We start from the raw sequence: 18,216 nt of genomic DNA on the forward strand, positions 1-18,216 counted from the left end.
ATGGAAACTATTATGCTTTTTTTCTCTGCTCTGGTTGATTTAAGCAACGCCATGGCCCCTTATATTTTGTTTGGACTTGTTTTTGCCGGTTTTTTGCATGAACTTGTTCCCGATAGCATAGTAAAAAACCATCTCGGGAAAGACTCTGTTATGTCGGTGATCAAGGCGACTGTTTTTGGTATTCCTTTGCCTGTATGTTCTTGTGGGGTTATTCCGCTTGCTGCAGGTATCAAAAAATCAGGAGCAAGCAACGGTTCAACGCTCTCTTTTTTAATTTCTACACCGATTACAGGGATAGACTCCATACTTGCCACATATGGAATGTTTGGCTGGATTTTTACTATATACAGAGTAGTTACTTCGATGATTATTTCAATATTGGCCGGATTACTTTCAAACTTCTATGCACATGAAGAAAAAGAAGAAACTGTGCAAAAAAAGCCTGCATTCAGTATGGCTGCACCGACAAAAAACACATCGGTTACGAGTTTTTCAGCTGTTGCCACGCCCGTTTTCCCCAAAGATACAAACAGTGAAAAAAGAGGTTCTATGGTTACACGGGCTTTTTCTTACGCATTTGGGACACTGCTAAAAGATATAGCATCGCCACTTTTGATAGGACTTTTGGTAGGTGCTTTAATAACTGTGGCAGTTCCTGACAATCTGAGTGAAATACTGATAAAATACAACTGGCTTTCGTACATCATAGTGATAGCTATTGCCGTGCCTATGTATGTATGTGCAACCGCTTCTTTGCCCATTGCCGCAGGTTTGATGTTGGCCGGTGTGAGTCCCGGGGCGGCCTTTGTTTTTTTAAGCGCAGGTCCTGCGACAAATACTGTAACAATAGGTGTTGTAAAAAAGATGTTAGGAACAAGAACTCTTTATATTTATCTTGGGACCATCATAGCCGGTTCCCTTCTTTTCGGACTGGGGCTTGACTATCTTTTTCGTGATGTTAATGTCAAAGAACTTGTGCATATGGATGGAGATGCCGGTTTGACAGCATGGATCGCAAGTCTTGTTCTTTGGGGATTTGTGCTGTATTATGTAATAAAACCATATTTTTTCAAGGATAAAGAGTGTAATGACGGCAGTTGTTGCAGTGCTTAGGGTATAATACGATTATGAAAAAGAGACTGCTTACATTTGTTTTATTGTTGTCAATGAGTTTTAACATCCTTCATGCGTACGCAATAGAGGTTCTTGACACAGACCCGTGTCAGGCGAGTGAGTATGTTCATGAATTTAGCAACAACAGTGAGACGGCAGATAACTGTATCTGTCAGTTGCATCATTGTTTTCACATTGCTTTTATTCTTCCTGAAATTAATATCCCTTTTATGCGTGAAAATTTTTCTCAAAAACCCTATTCACATATCAAAATATATGAATTTAATTCTTACGATAATTTTTTAAAACCTCCTATCTGCGCATAGTTTCCAACCTATATTTATAAATTAATAACGAACAAAAGGATAACTATGTTTAAAAAAAGCATACTTGTAGCACTGGGATTGTGTGCAGTTGTATCTGCACAGAATTTTGATACATTTTTACATGAGGCTTTGCAGGCATCACCCTATCTCAAAGCAAATGCTTTGGAGATTGAGCGTGCTGATGTGCAGTCAAGTCTGATACAGAGATATAAAAACCCGAAACTTTCACTTGAGGCGTCAAAATTTACTCCCGACCTGGGAAAAAGTGAAGCAGGTTACAGGGTTGCACTAACGCAGCCTGTACGTCTGTGGGGTGTTGGCGGTGACAGAACAGATTTGGCAACAGCAACACAGGAAGAGGCAAAAGGACTCGTAATGCTTCAGCATGCAGAATTTGTGAAAGTTCTCTCTCTGCTTTATATTGATTATATGACACAATCAGCATTGCTGGAATTAGCGCGAGAGGAGTTTTTAATCTCAAAAAATATTGCCAATATTTCAAAAGAGAGATATGAAGCAGGAACCATCGCAAAAGTAAAATATCTTCGTGCAAAAGTGGATTTGACAGGCAGTAAAAATCTGCTGAATGAGAAAAAAGCTATGCAGCTTGCAAGCTATTATAAACTTTTGGCATTTGCGGGTTTGCAAAATGAGAAAGAACTCGATGAAAATTATGTTTTTAAGCTTTCAGACAAAATGCAGACAGAACTGCAAAACAATTCGGCAGAGTTGCATTATCTTCAAACGCAGCAAAACAGGGCAAAAGCAAAAGCAAAATTAAATGCAAATAAAATAGAGTGGATGAATCTGTATGCAGCCTATGAGGCTGAACCGGACCAAAGCATTGCCAGAGTCGGCATGAATATTCCTCTTGCTCTTTTTAATACAAAAAAAGAAGAAAGAAAAATTGCTTCACTGCAGGCTAAACAGAGTGAATTTTTACTGCAAAACCAAAAAACAGCGTTCTCTTTTACTCTTGAGCGTCTAACAAAAGAGTTGGCAATTTTAGGTGCTGTCGTAAATTCTACACAAAATCTTTACAATGCGCAAAAAGAGCTGTTAAAAATGTACGAAGATGGGTACAAAATAGCAAACATCAACCTTTTGGAGTTGCAAAATATCAAAAACCAGATGATACAGACAAAAGAAAAAAAGATAATGCTTGAAAATAAAATAAACAAAAATATAGTTCTATATAACTATGAAGTAGGAGAATACAATGAATAAGTTATTACTATCACTGTTGCTGGGAATCGGGGCTGTTGTATTGGCTGCTGAAGTTCCACTGGCAAAGACACAAATGCACAGTTTTAAAAAATCGGTAGCACTCAATGCCAAGATCATACAGCTTTCAAATGCGCAACAGTCTATTACTTCGTTAGTGGGCGGACATTTGGAAAAGTACTTTGTAAAACCCGCACAGGATGTAAAAAAAGGCGATAAAATTGCTCTTATCAGGTCTATTGATGTTTCAAAAATGAGTGCGGATTATATTGCACTGAAAAAACAGTATAAGGCCGCACAAAAAAATTATGAAGCGGTTGAGAAACTTTATAAAAAAGGGATGACATCCATGCAGAGTCTTAACTCTGAAGCAATAAAGACAAGTGAAATTGCGGCCAATCTTACAGCCTTGCAGTCACAACTTGAAACATTGAATATAGATGTGAAAAACCTTAAAAAAGCAACCGCTGATTTTATTTTATATGCACACAGCTGCGGCCGTGTTTCCGCTCTTTTAAAACCATTGCACTCTTCTGTATCATCGAATGAACCAATTGTCTCCATCGTGAAGAACCAGGCATACTATGTGAAATCCTATCTGCCTCTTGAGTATGCGACCAAAGCGCGTATTGGGGATACAATAGTGGTTGATTATGCAGGAGAAGAGATTATTACACATGCCACGCAAATCATGCCCAAGGTAGACGAAACAACACAAAGGGTCGTGGTTCTCTCAAGTGTGGATCAAAAAGTGGATGACCTTTTTATTGATGTCTATGTCAAAGCAACAATATATTTCGCTGATGCAAAAAGCTATGTTGCTGTGAAAAAATCGGCACTCTCTTTTTTTAACAACGAATGGGTGGTTTTTGTTCCAAACAAAGAAGCAAAAGAGGAGTCTTTGGCATATCTGCCGCAGGTTGTGGCAATAGTCGCACAGGATGATGAATATGTCGGAATAAAAGGTTTGGAACCGGGAGAGACCTATGTGAGCGGTGAGAGTTATTATGTGAAATCAGCACTGCTCAAATCATCTCTTGGCGACGGGGATTAGGGGTTGGTATGTTAGATAAACTTATAGAGCTTTCGCTCAAATACAAAATTTTAGTGCTTGTTGCCTTTATCGCAATTACCGCTTTCGGTTACAAGGCATATACAGAGATTCCTATTGACGCTTTTCCTGACATTACACCCAAGCAGGTTGTAATTTATACGGAAAGTCCGGGTAACTCTGCCGAAGATATAGAAAAACTCATTACTTATCCGATAGAGTCGGTTGTCTCAGGTATGGCAGGAGTGAAGCTTATTATGTCAAACTCCATTTTTGGGCTCTCCTATGTTTCAGTCTTTTTTGAAGACGATATGGACATCTATTTTCTCAGACAGCTTGTTTCAGAACGACTTGCAAGTGTGGATATTCCAAAAGGCTGGGGCAAACCAGTGCTTGGACCAAATACAACAGGTCTTGGACAGGTTTTTTGGTATCAAATCAAAGACACAACAGGGAAATATTCACTGCAACAGCTTAAAGAGATGCAGGAGTATATTGTCAAGCCGCTTTTTAAAAGTGTCAGCGGTGTGGAAGAGGTTATCGGCTGGGGCGGAGATGAAAAACAGTACAATGTATTGATAGATACAAAAAAACTGCAGGACTTTGGCATCACCTATAATGATATCGTGCAAGCTCTGCAAAAATCAAATCAGGCAGCCGGCGGGCAGTATTTGGAGTTTAATAAAGAGCAGTACCTCATCCGTGGAGCAGGTCTGTATAAAACACTCGATGACATTAGAAATACGGTTGTCAGACCAACTCATGGCCAGGCTATTACCATTGGCGATGTCGCAAAAGTACAGCCTGGCGTGGCTCCAAGATTTGGTGCGGTAAGCATTGACAATCAAGAAGCTGTAATGGGAATGGTACTTCAGAGAACAGCTACCAATGCGGCAAAAGTGGTTGAGCGTATCAAAGAAAAAATCGAGACGGTTAATACGGCACTGCCTGAGGGTGTAAAAATTGCTACGATTTACGACAGAACAGAGATTACACATAAAGCGGTAAATACAATGACATCAGCACTTTTAAGCGGTGTGGTTTTAGTCGCTATTGTGCTCTTTTTGTTTTTGTTTGAGTTGCGTAGTGCTTTTATTGTTATTCTTTCTCTTCCTCTCTCTTTGCTTATAGCCTTTTTATTGATGGATTATTACAATCTTTCGGCAAATTTGATGAGTTTAAGCGGTTTGGCTATTGCGGTAGGTATGATAGTAGATGGCACAATTGTTATTGTAGAAAACAGTTTTAGACTGCTGCATGATGAGCCACATAAAGATAAACTGAGTGTTGTGAGTGAGGCTGCAAAAGGTGTTGCCAAACCGGTAACTTTTGCCGTATTAATTATTGCTGCGGTATTTATTCCTCTGCTTTCACTTGACGGACTTGCCGGCAAACTTTACACACCTATGGCACTTAATATTGTGTTTGTTATGCTTGGGTCCCTTTTAGTGGCTCTTGTTTTAGTGCCTGTTTTGATTTTGATGCTTTTAAAACCGACAAAATCGGCTGAAAATATTGTGATGCAATCCATCAAAAAGTTCTATACTCCTGCTTTGGTATTTGCACTGGATAATGCTAAAAAGATATTGGCAGTTGTGAGTGTAGTTTTTATAGTGCTGGCTTTTGTTCTCACACAGCAGGGGCGTGAGTTTTTACCTACGCTCAATGAAGAGTCCATTATGTATAGAGTCATCGCCATTCCGGGAACGGCACTTTCTCAATCACTTGATGTTTCAAAAGAGGTGGAGAGCTATATACTTAAAAAATATCCCAATGATGTTTCATCAGTTTTGGCGATGATAGGACGAAGTGAAAAAGGAGAAACAGCACAGCCAAACTATATGGAAATTCTTCTGACCCTCAAAGCAGATATCAAAGATTTACCATTATTGACAAAAGAGATGAGTGAAGACCTGGAACACAAATTTCCTTTTGTGCAGTTTGTTCCGACACAGCCGATTGCGATGAGAATAGAAGAATTGCTAGAAGGTGTGAAGGCTGAACTCGCTATAAAAATCTATGGAGACGATCAAAAAATACTAGACAGAATTTCCAAAGATATTCAAAGTACCATTAAAAATGTAGACGGTTTGGAGAGAATGGAAGTGGAGACGCAGCTTGGTCAGGCCCAAATCCAAATCATTCCAAATTATCTCTCTCTTGCACGTTACGGCATCAGTGTTGCAGAAGTTATGCAGATTATTCGTAACGGTATAGGGGAGGAAGGCATTACACAAAAGCTTGAGGGGATTAAAAGGTTTCCTATTGTTGCCAAAGTGCAGGGAGCAAAAAAAGACATCGACTCAATCAAAAATGTAACTTTGCGTTCACAAAACGGGAATATCGTCAGACTTAAAGATGTGTGTGACATAAAAATCGTGCAAGGGGCCTCTTTTATCAAAAGAGAGAACCTCAGCCGTTATATGGTTGTTTCAATGGATGTAGAAGGTCGGGATATGGCTTCTTTTGTTGCAGAGGCAGACAAAATCATCAAAGCAAAAGTGAAAATGCCGGCAGGATATTACATTGGCTGGGCAGGTGACTTTAAAAATATGCAAGAGGCTACGCAAAAGCTGATGATTATTATTCCGATCACACTTCTTTTAGTAATCTTATTGCTTTATACGGCATTTAATTCGCTTAAAAAGTCAATGATTATTCTTTTAAATGTTCCTTTTGGTTTTATCGGCGGTATCATTGCTCTTTTAATAAGTGGTATATATCTCTCGGTTTCGGCAATAGTGGGTTTTTTGGCTATCTTTGCCATTGCGATACTCAACGGCATTGTACTTGTGAGTTTCATAGATGAACTGTGGGCTAAATACCCTGATGTAGATTTGAAGATACTGCTAAAAGATGCAACGTTGCTGCGTTTAAGACCTGTGTTAATGACAGCATTTACAACACTTTTTGGAATATTGCCGCTGTTGTATGCAACAGGTGTGGGCAGTGAGATACAGTATCCTTTGGCAGTCGTCATTACGGGAGGAATTATCAGCTCAACACTGTTGACTCTGCTGATTCTTCCTGCAACATATCTACTTTTTTATAATAAGGAGAATTAGTGAACTGCTAACACTTCGCTAACTCTGTTGTGTGATAATACCAACATCAAAACAAGGGAATCAAAGAATTCCCGAGTTTGAAAATTAAACACAAAGGATTTCAGATGAAATTAGTTAACATTACATTATCAGTTGCTTTGCTTGGTCTTTTAAGCATAGCGTCGGCAGATGAGAGTACTGCGACAGATACAACAGTGAGCGTTGATGCGCAGATAGAAGCAATTCAAAGCGCTCCTGAACAAGAGAGGGTAGAACTTATGAATGAGTTCAAACAAAGACTGATGCAGATGAACCAGGAAGAGCGTATGTCTGCCATAGAAGAGATGCAGAGTAAGATGCATGCACAATCAGGTGATGCACATGAACCTGGTACAGGAACTGCAGGAATTCCAAGAGATATGATGCCTGATGAAGAGCATAACCTTGGTGATATGACGCAGACAAGAGCCCAGGAACATGTGCAGGAGATGCAGATGCAGACAAATGAGCATATGAATCAGGTACAAAATATGACACAGCAGCAGGCTGGCAGTCAGTATATGCAAACTATCGGAGCAGGTGATACAATAAATTCAGGTCACATATCGGACATGAATGAAAATATGATGCACCGCAGATAGAAAATTAAATAATCAATCATCTCCAGAGCTTCACGAGGTGATTGATTTATAAGGAGATACCTATGAAAAAAATGTTTATTTTAATGATGCTGGGCATGTTCTCTGCCAGCCTTTTTGCCTACTCTGATTCAGATATGGACGGTGTGGATGACAGTAGAGACAAATGTCCCAATACCCCTTTGACCGATTTGGTTGATATAAACGGGTGTACTAAAAAAAGTCTTGTCTCCTCCCATCATTTTGATATTATAATCGGTGCAAACTATGCCGGATCCAATTATGCCTCTTTAAATCAGACAGATACCTATTCCAGTTCCCTTCAAGTCGACTATTACTACAAAAACTTTTCACTCCAGGCGTCTACATCCTATTATACTACCAAAGGAGACGGTTACAGCGAAAACGGTTTAAATGACTCATTTCTGGGAGCATCGTATCAGTTTAAACCACTGAAATCTTTCTCTTTGCGTGTGGGAGCAGGCGTTCTTCTGCCTACATATGACACAGCGTTGAATAACAACAACACTGACTATACAGCTTCACTGAATGCAAGTTATGCTCTAGGCAAAGTGAATCTCTTCGGTGGTTATATTTACACGATGATTAATGATGATGATATAGCAGGAACGGTTGCCTATCAAAACACAAATGCATTGAGTGGCGGTTTAGGATATTATGTGACAAACAAACTGTACTTAAGCGGGGCATATAATACTTCAGACAGTATTTATGCAGGTGTCCAAAAGATTAGAACAGTTTCGGCATACGGATACTACAGTATCAACATGCACTGGTTCACTACCTTCTATTATGCGTACGGACTGAGTGACAGTGCAAGTGACCATGCCGCTTCTGTAAAACTAGGGTACTATTTTTAGGTTACATGTAATGAAAAAACATATACTCTTACTTGAAGATGATGAACCTCTTGCGCAAACTTTACAAGAGCTTTTACAAAGTGCAAATTATAAGGTAGATATGGTACATAACGGGAATGATGCCATTGACGCTTCGTATGAAAACAAGTATGATTTGTATGTTTTTGACATTAATGTCCCCGATATGAACGGCTTGGAACTTTTGGAGAGTCTGCGAAATGCCGATGATGAGACACCGGCAATTTTTATCAGCGCTCTCATAGATCTCAATTCTATATCCAAGGCGTTTTCCATTGGTGCGGATGATTACCTCAAAAAGCCTTTTTTCCCCGAAGAGTTGCTTATCCGTGTCAATGCGAAGTTATCGCAGACAAACAAAGAGATTGTTTATAAAAATCTGAGATACTCAGCAGAAAAAAAAGAGCTTTATAAAGATGGCAAAATAGTCTCTTTGGGAGAAGTTCAAGAGTGCCTGTGTGATCTGTTTATGCATAATATCGGCAAGGTTTTGGACAAAACTGTTTTGATGGACTGTCTTGTCAGCCCGTCAGATGCGGCTTTACGGGTTGCGCTCAATAAATTTAAACATATCACAGGTCTGGATATAAAAAATATTCGTGCAATAGGATATATGCTTGAAAAAAGTTGAAAAAGAGTCCCTGCTAAAGAGTTTTTTTCTCTTCTTCTTATCACAGACACTCTTGGCAGGAGCTCTTTTTCTGCTCAACTATCAAAAAGAGCTGCAAAGCCTTGATGAGACTGTTTTTTCAAAAATGAGACTTTGCAGTTTTTCTCTGCAATGTAAAGAGTTTCAATATGATTTTGTCCCTAAAAAAGAGTATGAACTTTACAGACTTTATAAAAATAAAAGCGAATTAAGTGCCTATTTTTCCATTCCGAACTCTACAAAAAATGCCCTGAAAATTTATCTTCCAAAAGAGAAGTATATGCAGGAGGTACGCACTCTGCAAAAAGAACTTTTATGGAATTTCTTTATCGTTGTGTTTGTCATTGCAATATTATCCTTTTTCTTTGCTCTGTATGCACTCTCTCCTCTGCGAAAGGCGTTACATGTAACCGAGGAGTTTATAAAAGATATTTTGCATGATTTTAATACACCTCTGTCCACCTTACGTCTCAATGTTTCCATGCTCAAAAGTGAAACGGGAGAAAATACTAAAATCGAGAGAATAGAAAATGCTGTGCAAAATATTTTGAATCTGCAGTCAAACTTGCGAGCTTATTTGCATTCACATGTAACGCAAAAAGAAGAGGTTGTCTTAAAAGAATTTTTGCAAGAACGCATAAATCTTATAGAGAGTAATTACAGAGATATTCACTTTTATATAGAAGTTCCGCACCTTGTGTTACATGTAAACAAAGATTCTTTTATGAGAATCATAGATAATCTGATCTCGAACGCTGCCAAGTACAATAAAAAAGAGGGAAAGGTTTTTGTCCGATTTAGCGATGATATTTTAAGCATTGAAGATACAGGTAAAGGCATACGAAATCCCAAACGTGTTTTTGAGAGATTTTACAAAGAGCAGGAGAGAGGTATAGGCATAGGGCTGCATATCGTCAAAAAACTGTGTGAAGAATCAGATATTGCTGTTTCTGTGCAAAGTGAAGTCGGTAAGGGGACAGTTTTCACGCTTAATCTTAAAAATATCATAGTATAATTCTTGTATGATTTCCCAAGACTCCATAGAAGCCCTCAAAGCCAGACTTGATATTGTTGATGTTGTTGGCAGCTACATAGAACTGAAAAAAGCAGGGGGTAATTTTAAGGCACCTTGCCCTTTTCATGAGGAAAAATCTCCTTCTTTTGTAGTGAGTCCGCAAAAACAGATCTTTCACTGTTTTGGATGTGGAGCCGGCGGGGATGCGGTGAAGTTTGTGATGGAGTATGAAAAGCTGAACTATCCCGAAGCTTTGGAGAAACTGGCGGATTCTTACAACTTTACACTTACTTATACCGATAACAAACATAACAAACCACGTTCACAGGTTATGGACAAGCTCAATGAGTGGTACCAATCACTTTTAACGAAAAACCAAACAGCCTTTTCGTATCTTCAAGAGCGAGGCATTTATGAAAACAGTATAGAAAAATTTGGTATCGGCTATGCACCTGATTCGAATGCAACGCTGAACTTTATCCGCTCACAGCAGTTTAGTATTAAAGAGGCAGTGGATATGGGTGTTGTCGGTTACAATCAAGAACGCAACCAGACCTATGCCCGTTTTATAGAGCGAATAACCTTTCCAATTTTCTCCGCCAACGGCAGTATTGTCGGCTTTGGAGGTAGAACCATAACAGGACATCAGGCAAAATATGTCAACTCTCCCGAGACTGCTTTTTTTAACAAGTCTCGTCTTTTGTATGCCTATCATCTGGCAAAACAGAGCCTGCATAAAAAGCAAGAAATCATCATAACAGAGGGTTATCTTGATGTTATAATGCTGCACCAGGCAGGATTTGACAATGCTGTGGCAACGCTGGGAACAGCTTTGACACATGAACATCTGCCCTTGTTGAGAAAAGGCTCTCCTCGTGTTGTCATGGCATATGACGGTGACAAGGCAGGGCGTGCGGCGGCACTCAAGGCTTCAAAACTTTTAAGTGCTTCGGGTTTTAACGGCGGTGTTGTGGTGTTTGACGGAGGACTTGACCCTGCCGATATGGTCAAAGAGGGACGGGTTGAAGAGTTGAACAGTATGTTTCGCAAAGCAAAACCTTTTATAGAGTTTGTACTCGATGAAATCCTTTCGCTGTATAACCTCAAAGACCCAAAAGCAAAAGAGTCCTGTATGCAAGAAGGCATAGCCTACCTCAAAACACTCTCTCCCATACTGCAAGAGGAGTATAAAACCTATCTTGCTTCTCGTTTGGGCGGATTAGGCGTTTCCCCGTCACTTTTAAAACTCAATGCACAGACAAACACTAACAGGCAATATGCCCCGCAACAAGCAAACAGCGCACACAGAGATATGTGGGAACTCTCTTTGATTAAAACTATTTTGGAAAAACCTGAGTATATTGAACAGGTCCTGGATGTTATTGATCCGAGTTTTTTGCAGTTTCACTCTTATGAATTTTCGCTGGTACTGCAGGGAAAACAAGATACTCCCGAGATAATGGCTATTCGGGTAGATGAGACTATCACTCCGCTTCAAGATGAAGAGGCTTTAAATGCGGAACTGATTACCTTTTTGACAAGATACTATGAAAGAGAGTTGAAAAAGGTCAATATTGCTTCAAATATCAGTTTTGAAGAAAAAGCTTTTTATATCCGAAAATTCCGGGGAAAAATTGCAAAACTCAAAAGAGGGGAACTGGTCACACCGAATGATTGAGTCGGATTAAAGATTTTTTGTTATACTAAAGAAAACAGAAGGAACCCAAGATGGCAGGCGTACATTTCTCATTTGACAATTTTAAGAATTTACTGGATTTAAACATTGGTATATCGGATAGACTGGATGAAAACCGTGCTGAGAGTTTTACTCTGCTCTATTGCGATTTTTCAGGGATTGAACAGAGTGTGGTGGATGCTTCTTTAACGGAAATCCTGCGCTCATCAGATTCGATAGCAAATGACGGCGCGGATTACTTTTTTGTCCTTCCCTACACTGACAAATACGGAGCTGAGATTGTCAAAAAGATGTTTGATGAGTTTTTTGCAAAGTATCTGGACTCTTTTTTACTGAGCTACCCTGTAGACGGGGAAACAACAAAGGATATTCTTGAAAACATGCAAAACAGTGTCAGTAGGTTTTTCAAAAAAGAGTTGCACTGTTTAGATAGAATTACAAGAGACTATTAGAAACCTTTTTTTGTAAATTTATAATATTTGGAGTTTTTGTAAAAAGAAATCGCTTCGGATATTTTTTGCTCTTTGTATATTTTTTTATCGCACACCCATCTGCATTTTATTTTTGGGTTGTGCATCGCTTCAATATTTGACTTGGAAACTTTTGTGGCATATATGGTCTCTGCAACCACCAATACCGGCAAAAGTATAAAAAATATAATTTTCATATTTCTAATATCGACACTTCTTTAAAAATATTAAGGGCAATTCCAATACCATTAAGTTAAGAAGATTAATGCTTTCTTGGAACCGGTACTTTCTATACTAAAGCATAACTTAGAAAAACTAAATTTTTTTCTGCAGTGCCGGCTGTTGCAACAGTCTTGCCTCTCTCAGCCCGGACTGAAGTCCGCGTTCCAAAAAAATGCTTAACTTAATGTCCTTTAAGGGCACCTCTAAATAAATATCTGACTTCATGGAACACTAAATGCTTTATTCTTTAAAATTCTTTTGAGAAGCCGAGGAGCAACGTGTGATTTCAGTAGACATAAAAAAAGAGACTTCTTCCTTATCTCCTTTAAATACAGCACTTCCGAAACAGGAGAAGCCAACGATCTCTTTTGCATCCTTACTCAAAGGAACGAAAGAATCAAACAGTAAAATTATGCAAAACGGTTCATTGATTCTTGCATTAAATGATGAAAAAGTTTCTGTTGGATCTGTCACAGACGCAGAAAGTTCAGAACTTGCTTCGCAAATAACAGCCAAAATGTCACAAGAGGATGTTAAAGTTTTGATAAAAGAGGCCAAAGAGTTTCTGAAAAACAAAATTGTGCAGAGTGAAGGGTACAAGAAAGCCGAGATTGATACCTTGCCAAAAACACTGGGCGGTCTTGTAGAACTTGCAAAAAAAACAGGGATTGAACTTTCAAAAATCACCCTGGAAGAGGTAAAAGATTTTACACAGACAAAAGCAAAAACAATAACACAACAGAAATCTTCTCCTTTGCAGATAAAACAAGAAGCAGTACAAAAGCCCGACGAAACTTCTTTTCCCCGGATAAAACAAGAAGCAGTACAAAAGTCAGAAGAAACTTCTTTTTCCCGGATAAAACAAGAAGCAGTACAAAAGTCAGAAGAAACTTCTTTTTCCCGGATAAAACAAGAATCAAAAGAAGAAGCAGACATTTCAAATGAAGAGGTGCCGGTTCGTGCCAAAGTAAAACAAACAAAAGAAGAGGTTGCAAAAGTTCAGGAGACAGAGGTGGCAGACGAAAGTTTGGAACTTGTAAAAAAAGAGATTGTGAAAAACAGACAAGAGGTTAAACAAGAGCAGAAACAGACACCCTTGTTTAAAGCGCAGAGCAGTGTTGCTGAAATTACGACACAGCAAATTGTAGATACAAAAGTAAATACACTGACAATAGACAAAACTCCAAAACAAAAAGCTGATGACACATTGAAGCTTCTTCTTCGCGGAGAAAAAATCACAAAGAATGAATCAGGTCTTACGGCAGATTTTTCAGTGGCAACAGCAAAGGTTATGGTAGCACCGCCGCATACTTCAAAAGAGGCAGAAAAATCATTAGCGTCTCTTTTGCAAAATGACAAGAGTGAAGATGGCGCTGTACAGGCAAAGACAGATGGATTGAATATTGCAAAGGCAGACAGTTTTGAGGTAAAACTCAATGAAGCAAAACAGATGGTCAAATATCTGTCTCATGATGTAAAATCTGCAATTGAAGATTATAAGTCGCCGTTTACGCGTATCAAAGTGCAGTTAAATCCACAAAGACTGGGTGAGGTTGATCTGACGATAGTACAACGCGGAAAAAATCTTCATATAAACATCAGTTCAAACAATACTGCCATCAATACTCTGGCTATGAATGTACAGGATTTAAAAGTGCAGTTACAAAATAATGGAATACAAAATGCTTCTTTAAATTTTAACAGTAATGCTCAAAGCGAAAACTCTCAAGCCGGACAGCAGGAACAGCAGAGACAAAATCAGCAAAAGGCTGATGACGAATACAACTATTTTGAAACTCTGCAGAGCAATGAAGAAGTTTTAAGCTCATTGGAAATTATAGTTCCATACTACGCATAAAGGATATATTATGACAATAGATACAACAGCAAATAATTCGGCACTCTCAGCAGCTACATCGTCTGACAATCCAAAAGGAACACTCGGGAAAGATGATTTTATGAAGCTGCTTTTAGTACAGCTTCAATATCAAGACCCTACTGCACCAACGGACACTGAAAGCATATTGACACAGACTTCTCAACTAGCCAGTCTTGAATCGGCAGACAATACAAATGCGGCTTTAGAAAAGTTAACCGCCTCTCTGGGAAGTTCGCAACAGTTTTCGACGATTGCTGCTATAGGAAAAACCGCTGACCTTGGCAGTGATGCAATTGCTCATGACAAGGGAACAGAGACTACTTTTGAAGTTTATTTTCCAAATGCAGTCGAACAGGGTACGGTTTCTATTACAGATGCAGACGGAAATACTGTACAGACTTTGGATGTCGGAACAAACCCTTCAGGTGTGTATCAGTTTACATGGGATGGTACAGACACTGCGGGCAATCAGGCTGAGAGTGCCATTTATCATGTGAATGCACAGTATGTAGATGCAAATGGTGATACACAACAAACACGCTTGGGAGCTTATCCTATAGAGTCTGTGCGATTTGACAATGGGAATACACTTGTCAAAGTCGGTTCAAATTATGTGCCGTTAGACAACATAAAAGAAGTTTACTAAAAGAAGGATTTGTTATGATGACGCAAGCATTTTATACGGGAATATCCGGCTTGAAAACATCTTCTGGTGGTATTGATGTCATTTCAGATAATCTTGCAAATATTTCTACTGTCGGATTTCGTGCATATAATGCTGAATATTCAACACTTTTTGAAGACAGTTTAGCCAGCGCATCAAATAATCTTGCTCTGAACAACAGTATAGGTACTGGTGTGCAGATGCAGTCAACTTCTCTTTCCCTGGCACAGGGGACTTTGTCACTTTCTGACAGAAGTACAGATTTGGCTATTTTGGGTGATGGCTGGTTTGGAATTGAGCAAGGCGGGGCACCACTCTATACCAGAGCGGGAGACTTTACTTTTGATGCAAACAGTGATCTTGTCACTACTGATGGGTATTATGTTCTTGGAACAATCGGAAAGAATATCAGTGAAGATAACATACTTACACAAACACTTAATGAAGTTCCTCTGGGTGGTGTAAATGAGCAAGAAAAACTGCGTTTTCCAAAAACATTAACATATCCCCCTGAACCAACAACACAAGTAAAATTCTTAGGAAATGTAGGTGTTGGAGCAAAAGGTTCAGAAGTGGTTACAATGGGGGCAAGTGTTATTGACCCTCAAAATAATCGTAATGAGTTGCGTTTAGAATTTACAAAATCAGCAGTGCAAACCCCACCGGGAACACAATGGGATGTCACAGCAACAACGAAATCACTTGATGGCCAGACACTTTATGATACACAAACCGGAACAGTTGCATTTGATGAAACAGGTGCCCTTGTCTCATCAACATTAACAACTATAGATAATAATGGCACACCTGTCACCATTGATCTTGGTACAGCATATAATGGGGTTGTTTCAGTTGATGTCCCTGTAGTACCTGGCTCTTCTGTGGCTGACGGAACAATAGGAGGAGAACTTGACGGATATGCAATCAATAAAAACGGTGAGGTAATTGCAACATTTACAAATGGAAGACAGAGTAGTGTCGGACGTATAGCTGTATACCATTTTGTCAATGATCAGGGACTGGAGAGGATAACAGGTACCCGATTTGGAGTAAGTTCCAACAGTGGTGAACCAATCTTTTTTCAAGATGCCAATGGGCAAAATATAATTGGAACAGATATTACAAATTTCAGATTAGAAGGCTCCAACGTTGCAATGAGTGCCGGACTTACAGAACTTATAATTTTGCAGCGGGCATATGATGCAAATTCGAAATCTATTACTACAGCAGATCAAATGATGCAAAAAGCGCTCAATATGGATGCCTAAGTTTGCTTTGGAATGACAATATAAAACTGGAACACTTTATGCTAGATTTTCTTATTGAAATAATTAAAAAAACATAATTGTTTTTGAGCTTCGCGCTGAGCGAAACCAAGTGTTAGCGTAGTTGTCAGGAGTACTCCTGATAAGGTCATAAATAAGTGGACGGTTCCCTTAAATTTATGAAATAAATCAAAGGATAAGATATGTTAAAATCACTTTTCTCCGGGGTATCCGGACTGCAGTCTCATCAGGTTGCGATGGATGTAGAATCAAATAATATCGCCAATGTCAATACAGTAGGTTTTAAGTATTCTCGTGCAAATTTTTCTGATCTTTTAGCACAAACAAATGCTATTGCTACCGCACCACAAGGACAGCTTGGCGGTAAAAATCCTGTACAAATAGGATTAGGGTCAACTGCAAGTTCTACAACTCGTATTTTTTCACAGGGTTCTATTCAAAATTCTGATAAAAATACAGATGTTGCGATTCAGGGAGATGGGTTTTTCATTATATCGCCTGATGCCGGGACTACATATAAATATACACGTGCAGGGGATTTTAAGTTTGATGCATCCGGAAATTTTGTTGACAATAACGGCTTTATAGCACAGGGATGGCTGCGTGATCCGGTTACCGGAAAAGTAGATTCCACTGCACCGATTGAAAATATCAATATTCCGCCAGGATTGACAACACCTGCACAGCCGACTACAGAGGTTGTTTTAAAAGCAAATTTAAATTCAGGACCTTTAGTTGAGAGTTACTCTCGTGCTTATCCTATTGATGCGACGGGTGTTGTGAGTGATTATAATGGAAATACAACTGGTGTAAATTCCGGAGATGTCGGTTTTATGTTTAACAGTAACGGAGAGGCTTTTTCTTTACAAAGCGGACAAGGTGTCACGATAGATTATGGTGATGGAACAATTTATAATTATGAATACCAACCAGATGGTACGGGAGATTTTCAAACATTAAAACAGTTAAGAGATAAAATACAAGCAGATGTTGTAAATGTTTCTTCTACAGCAACAGTTATTGTAGATGATAAGGGGAAAATAAAAATTGACAACTCAGTTGCCGGTGGTGGTGCTTTAAACATTACGGTAGAACCTATTACGGCTACCGGAGTAACTGAGAATGCACGCTTTTTGACGACAATGAGTGCCTTGGAAGGGAGTCTGCCAAATGTCACTGGAGCCGTTGCTTTTTCTCAGGACTTTAATGCTGCTACGCATTCAAGTTCTATAGATATATTTGATTCACTGGGTACCAAACATACGCTTCGAACCGAATTTAGAAAAGTTTCTGCAAGTAAATGGGATATGAGGATTACTGTTCCTGAACCTGCAACAATCAGTACAGCAGCCCCGACAAACCAGGTCAATGGTTCTATAACGTTTAACACAGACGGTTCTCTCAGTACCTATGATCCGACAAGTGTTTCTTTTACGGGAAACAATGGTTCTGCACCAAATCAGACCGTGAACCTCTCTTTTGGTACGCCTAATAAGTTTGACGGAATGACATCATTTGACAGTAAAAGTGCTACATCCGGAATTTCTCAAGATGGTTATACCGGTGGTGATTTAGTGGGTATCAGAATTGATCAGTCCGGAACACTGATAGGTTCTTTTTCAAACGGGCGTTCTTTTGGTCTGGCACAAATTGCTATGGCGAAATTTACAAACAACGAAGGATTAGCTACAGAAGGTGGCAATGTTTATAATCAGACAGCCAACTCCGGTGATCCTATCATAGGAACGGCTGCGACTGCCGGGCGTGGATTTATTCAAAGTTCTGCATTGGAAGCTTCTAATGTGGATCTTTCTCGAGCCCTCACGGAGCTTATTATCATTCAGCGTGGTTTTCAGGCAAACGGAAAGACAATTACCACGTCTGATCAACTTCTGCAAACGCTTATAGGACTGAAACAATAAGCCGTTTAAAAAATTCACTCAAAGCATTAATTTTCTTAACTTAATGGCAGTGAGCGCCTGGGTTGCAAAATAATGGAAGTTTTAACCTGGGCTAAAAATAGTGTATAATTCATTTAAT

At 39.2% G+C, this 18,216-nt stretch carries 16 protein-coding genes; 15 read left to right on the top strand and 1 reads right to left on the bottom strand.

Features of this window, described 5'->3' with window-relative positions; genetic code table 11:
* From LCX93_RS00115 to LCX93_RS00165, 11 genes are all read left to right on the top strand, one after another.
* Complete coding sequence (locus tag LCX93_RS00115; RefSeq protein ID WP_502988718.1) at positions 1–1,113, top strand: SO_0444 family Cu/Zn efflux transporter; 1,113 nt, start codon at positions 1–3, stop codon at positions 1,111–1,113.
* 14 nt (positions 1,114–1,127) lie between these two features.
* On the top strand, positions 1,128–1,439 hold the full coding sequence (locus LCX93_RS00120) for a hypothetical protein (RefSeq protein ID WP_226066846.1): 312 nt from the start codon (positions 1,128–1,130) through the stop codon (positions 1,437–1,439).
* 45 nt (positions 1,440–1,484) lie between these two features.
* Entirely contained in the window at positions 1,485–2,666 is a 1,182-nt protein-coding gene (locus tag LCX93_RS00125) for a TolC family protein (RefSeq protein WP_226066848.1), read from the top strand.
* Complete coding sequence (locus tag LCX93_RS00130) at positions 2,659–3,717, top strand: efflux RND transporter periplasmic adaptor subunit (protein ID WP_226066850.1); 1,059 nt, start codon at positions 2,659–2,661, stop codon at positions 3,715–3,717. Before LCX93_RS00125 ends, LCX93_RS00130 begins: the two co-directional genes overlap by 8 nt.
* Before the next feature lie 8 nt (positions 3,718–3,725).
* Positions 3,726–6,779: an efflux RND transporter permease subunit gene (locus LCX93_RS00135; RefSeq protein ID WP_226066852.1), complete on the top strand. Its 3,054-nt coding sequence runs from the start codon at positions 3,726–3,728 to the stop codon at positions 6,777–6,779.
* 104 nt (positions 6,780–6,883) lie between these two features.
* On the top strand, positions 6,884–7,399 hold the full coding sequence (locus LCX93_RS00140) for a hypothetical protein (protein ID WP_226066854.1): 516 nt from the start codon (positions 6,884–6,886) through the stop codon (positions 7,397–7,399).
* A gap of 62 nt (positions 7,400–7,461) precedes the next feature.
* Entirely contained in the window at positions 7,462–8,277 is an 816-nt protein-coding gene (locus LCX93_RS00145; protein ID WP_226066856.1) for a porin family protein, read from the top strand.
* A gap of 10 nt (positions 8,278–8,287) precedes the next feature.
* Positions 8,288–8,926, top strand: coding sequence for a response regulator transcription factor (locus LCX93_RS00150; RefSeq protein ID WP_226066858.1), 639 nt, complete (start codon positions 8,288–8,290; stop codon positions 8,924–8,926).
* On the top strand, positions 8,913–9,959 hold the full coding sequence (locus tag LCX93_RS00155; RefSeq protein WP_226066872.1) for a sensor histidine kinase: 1,047 nt from the start codon (positions 8,913–8,915) through the stop codon (positions 9,957–9,959). Before LCX93_RS00150 ends, LCX93_RS00155 begins: the two co-directional genes overlap by 14 nt.
* 7 nt (positions 9,960–9,966) lie before the next feature.
* Positions 9,967–11,637: a DNA primase gene (dnaG, locus tag LCX93_RS00160; RefSeq protein WP_226066874.1), complete on the top strand. Its 1,671-nt coding sequence runs from the start codon at positions 9,967–9,969 to the stop codon at positions 11,635–11,637.
* Positions 11,638–11,687: 50 nt separating this feature from the next.
* The gene (locus tag LCX93_RS00165; protein ID WP_151901434.1) at positions 11,688–12,107 is read left to right on the top strand and encodes a hypothetical protein; all 420 of its coding nucleotides are present in this window, start codon (positions 11,688–11,690) and stop codon (positions 12,105–12,107) included.
* On the opposite strand, the gene LCX93_RS00170 is transcribed toward LCX93_RS00165, so the two are convergent.
* Positions 12,104–12,322 carry a hypothetical protein gene (locus tag LCX93_RS00170; protein WP_226066883.1) on the bottom strand — a complete coding sequence of 73 codons (219 nt, stop codon included), beginning with the start codon at positions 12,320–12,322 and terminating at the stop codon, positions 12,104–12,106. The two genes, LCX93_RS00165 and LCX93_RS00170, sit on opposite strands and share 4 nt — an antisense overlap.
* A 305-nt stretch (positions 12,323–12,627) precedes the next feature.
* Between LCX93_RS00170 and fliK the strand changes: the two genes are divergently transcribed.
* The 4 genes from fliK to LCX93_RS00190 all read left to right on the top strand — a co-directional run bounded on the left by fliK (position 12,628) and on the right by LCX93_RS00190 (position 18,098).
* A complete protein-coding gene (fliK, locus tag LCX93_RS00175; RefSeq protein ID WP_226066892.1) occupies positions 12,628–14,205 on the top strand; it encodes a flagellar hook-length control protein FliK in 1,578 nt (525 codons plus the stop codon).
* A gap of 10 nt (positions 14,206–14,215) precedes the next feature.
* Positions 14,216–14,872, top strand: coding sequence for a FlgD immunoglobulin-like domain containing protein (locus LCX93_RS00180; protein WP_226066899.1), 657 nt, complete (start codon positions 14,216–14,218; stop codon positions 14,870–14,872).
* Between the two features lie 14 nt (positions 14,873–14,886).
* Positions 14,887–16,158 carry a flagellar hook protein FlgE gene (locus LCX93_RS00185; protein WP_226066903.1) on the top strand — a complete coding sequence of 424 codons (1,272 nt, stop codon included), beginning with the start codon at positions 14,887–14,889 and terminating at the stop codon, positions 16,156–16,158.
* Between the two features lie 200 nt (positions 16,159–16,358).
* On the top strand, positions 16,359–18,098 hold the full coding sequence (locus LCX93_RS00190) for a flagellar hook-basal body complex protein (RefSeq protein WP_226066905.1): 1,740 nt from the start codon (positions 16,359–16,361) through the stop codon (positions 18,096–18,098).
* Positions 18,099–18,216 lie beyond the last annotated feature (118 nt).

The sequence above is a fragment of the Sulfurimonas sp. SWIR-19 genome, assembly GCF_020410885.1.
Lineage (GTDB): Bacteria > Campylobacterota > Campylobacteria > Campylobacterales > Sulfurimonadaceae > Sulfurimonas > Sulfurimonas sediminis.

What these genes read in the sequence shown, in the direction of transcription:
- LCX93_RS00180 (WP_226066899.1), top strand. Translation starts at nt 14,216, where the DNA reads ATGACAATAGATACAACAGCAAATAATTCGGCACTCTCAGCAGCTACA.
- LCX93_RS00185 (WP_226066903.1), top strand. Translation starts at nt 14,887, where the DNA reads ATGATGACGCAAGCATTTTATACGGGAATATCCGGCTTGAAAACATCT.
- LCX93_RS00150 (WP_226066858.1), top strand. Translation starts at nt 8,288, where the DNA reads ATGAAAAAACATATACTCTTACTTGAAGATGATGAACCTCTTGCGCAA.
- dnaG (WP_226066874.1), top strand. Translation starts at nt 9,967, where the DNA reads ATGATTTCCCAAGACTCCATAGAAGCCCTCAAAGCCAGACTTGATATT.
- LCX93_RS00115 (WP_502988718.1), top strand. Translation starts at nt 1, where the DNA reads ATGGAAACTATTATGCTTTTTTTCTCTGCTCTGGTTGATTTAAGCAAC.
- LCX93_RS00140 (WP_226066854.1), top strand. Translation starts at nt 6,884, where the DNA reads ATGAAATTAGTTAACATTACATTATCAGTTGCTTTGCTTGGTCTTTTA.
- LCX93_RS00145 (WP_226066856.1), top strand. Translation starts at nt 7,462, where the DNA reads ATGAAAAAAATGTTTATTTTAATGATGCTGGGCATGTTCTCTGCCAGC.
- LCX93_RS00135 (WP_226066852.1), top strand. Translation starts at nt 3,726, where the DNA reads ATGTTAGATAAACTTATAGAGCTTTCGCTCAAATACAAAATTTTAGTG.
- LCX93_RS00130 (WP_226066850.1), top strand. Translation starts at nt 2,659, where the DNA reads ATGAATAAGTTATTACTATCACTGTTGCTGGGAATCGGGGCTGTTGTA.
- LCX93_RS00165 (WP_151901434.1), top strand. Translation starts at nt 11,688, where the DNA reads ATGGCAGGCGTACATTTCTCATTTGACAATTTTAAGAATTTACTGGAT.
- LCX93_RS00120 (WP_226066846.1), top strand. Translation starts at nt 1,128, where the DNA reads ATGAAAAAGAGACTGCTTACATTTGTTTTATTGTTGTCAATGAGTTTT.
- LCX93_RS00190 (WP_226066905.1), top strand. Translation starts at nt 16,359, where the DNA reads ATGTTAAAATCACTTTTCTCCGGGGTATCCGGACTGCAGTCTCATCAG.
- LCX93_RS00125 (WP_226066848.1), top strand. Translation starts at nt 1,485, where the DNA reads ATGTTTAAAAAAAGCATACTTGTAGCACTGGGATTGTGTGCAGTTGTA.
- LCX93_RS00170 (WP_226066883.1), bottom strand. Translation starts at nt 12,322, where the DNA reads ATGAAAATTATATTTTTTATACTTTTGCCGGTATTGGTGGTTGCAGAG.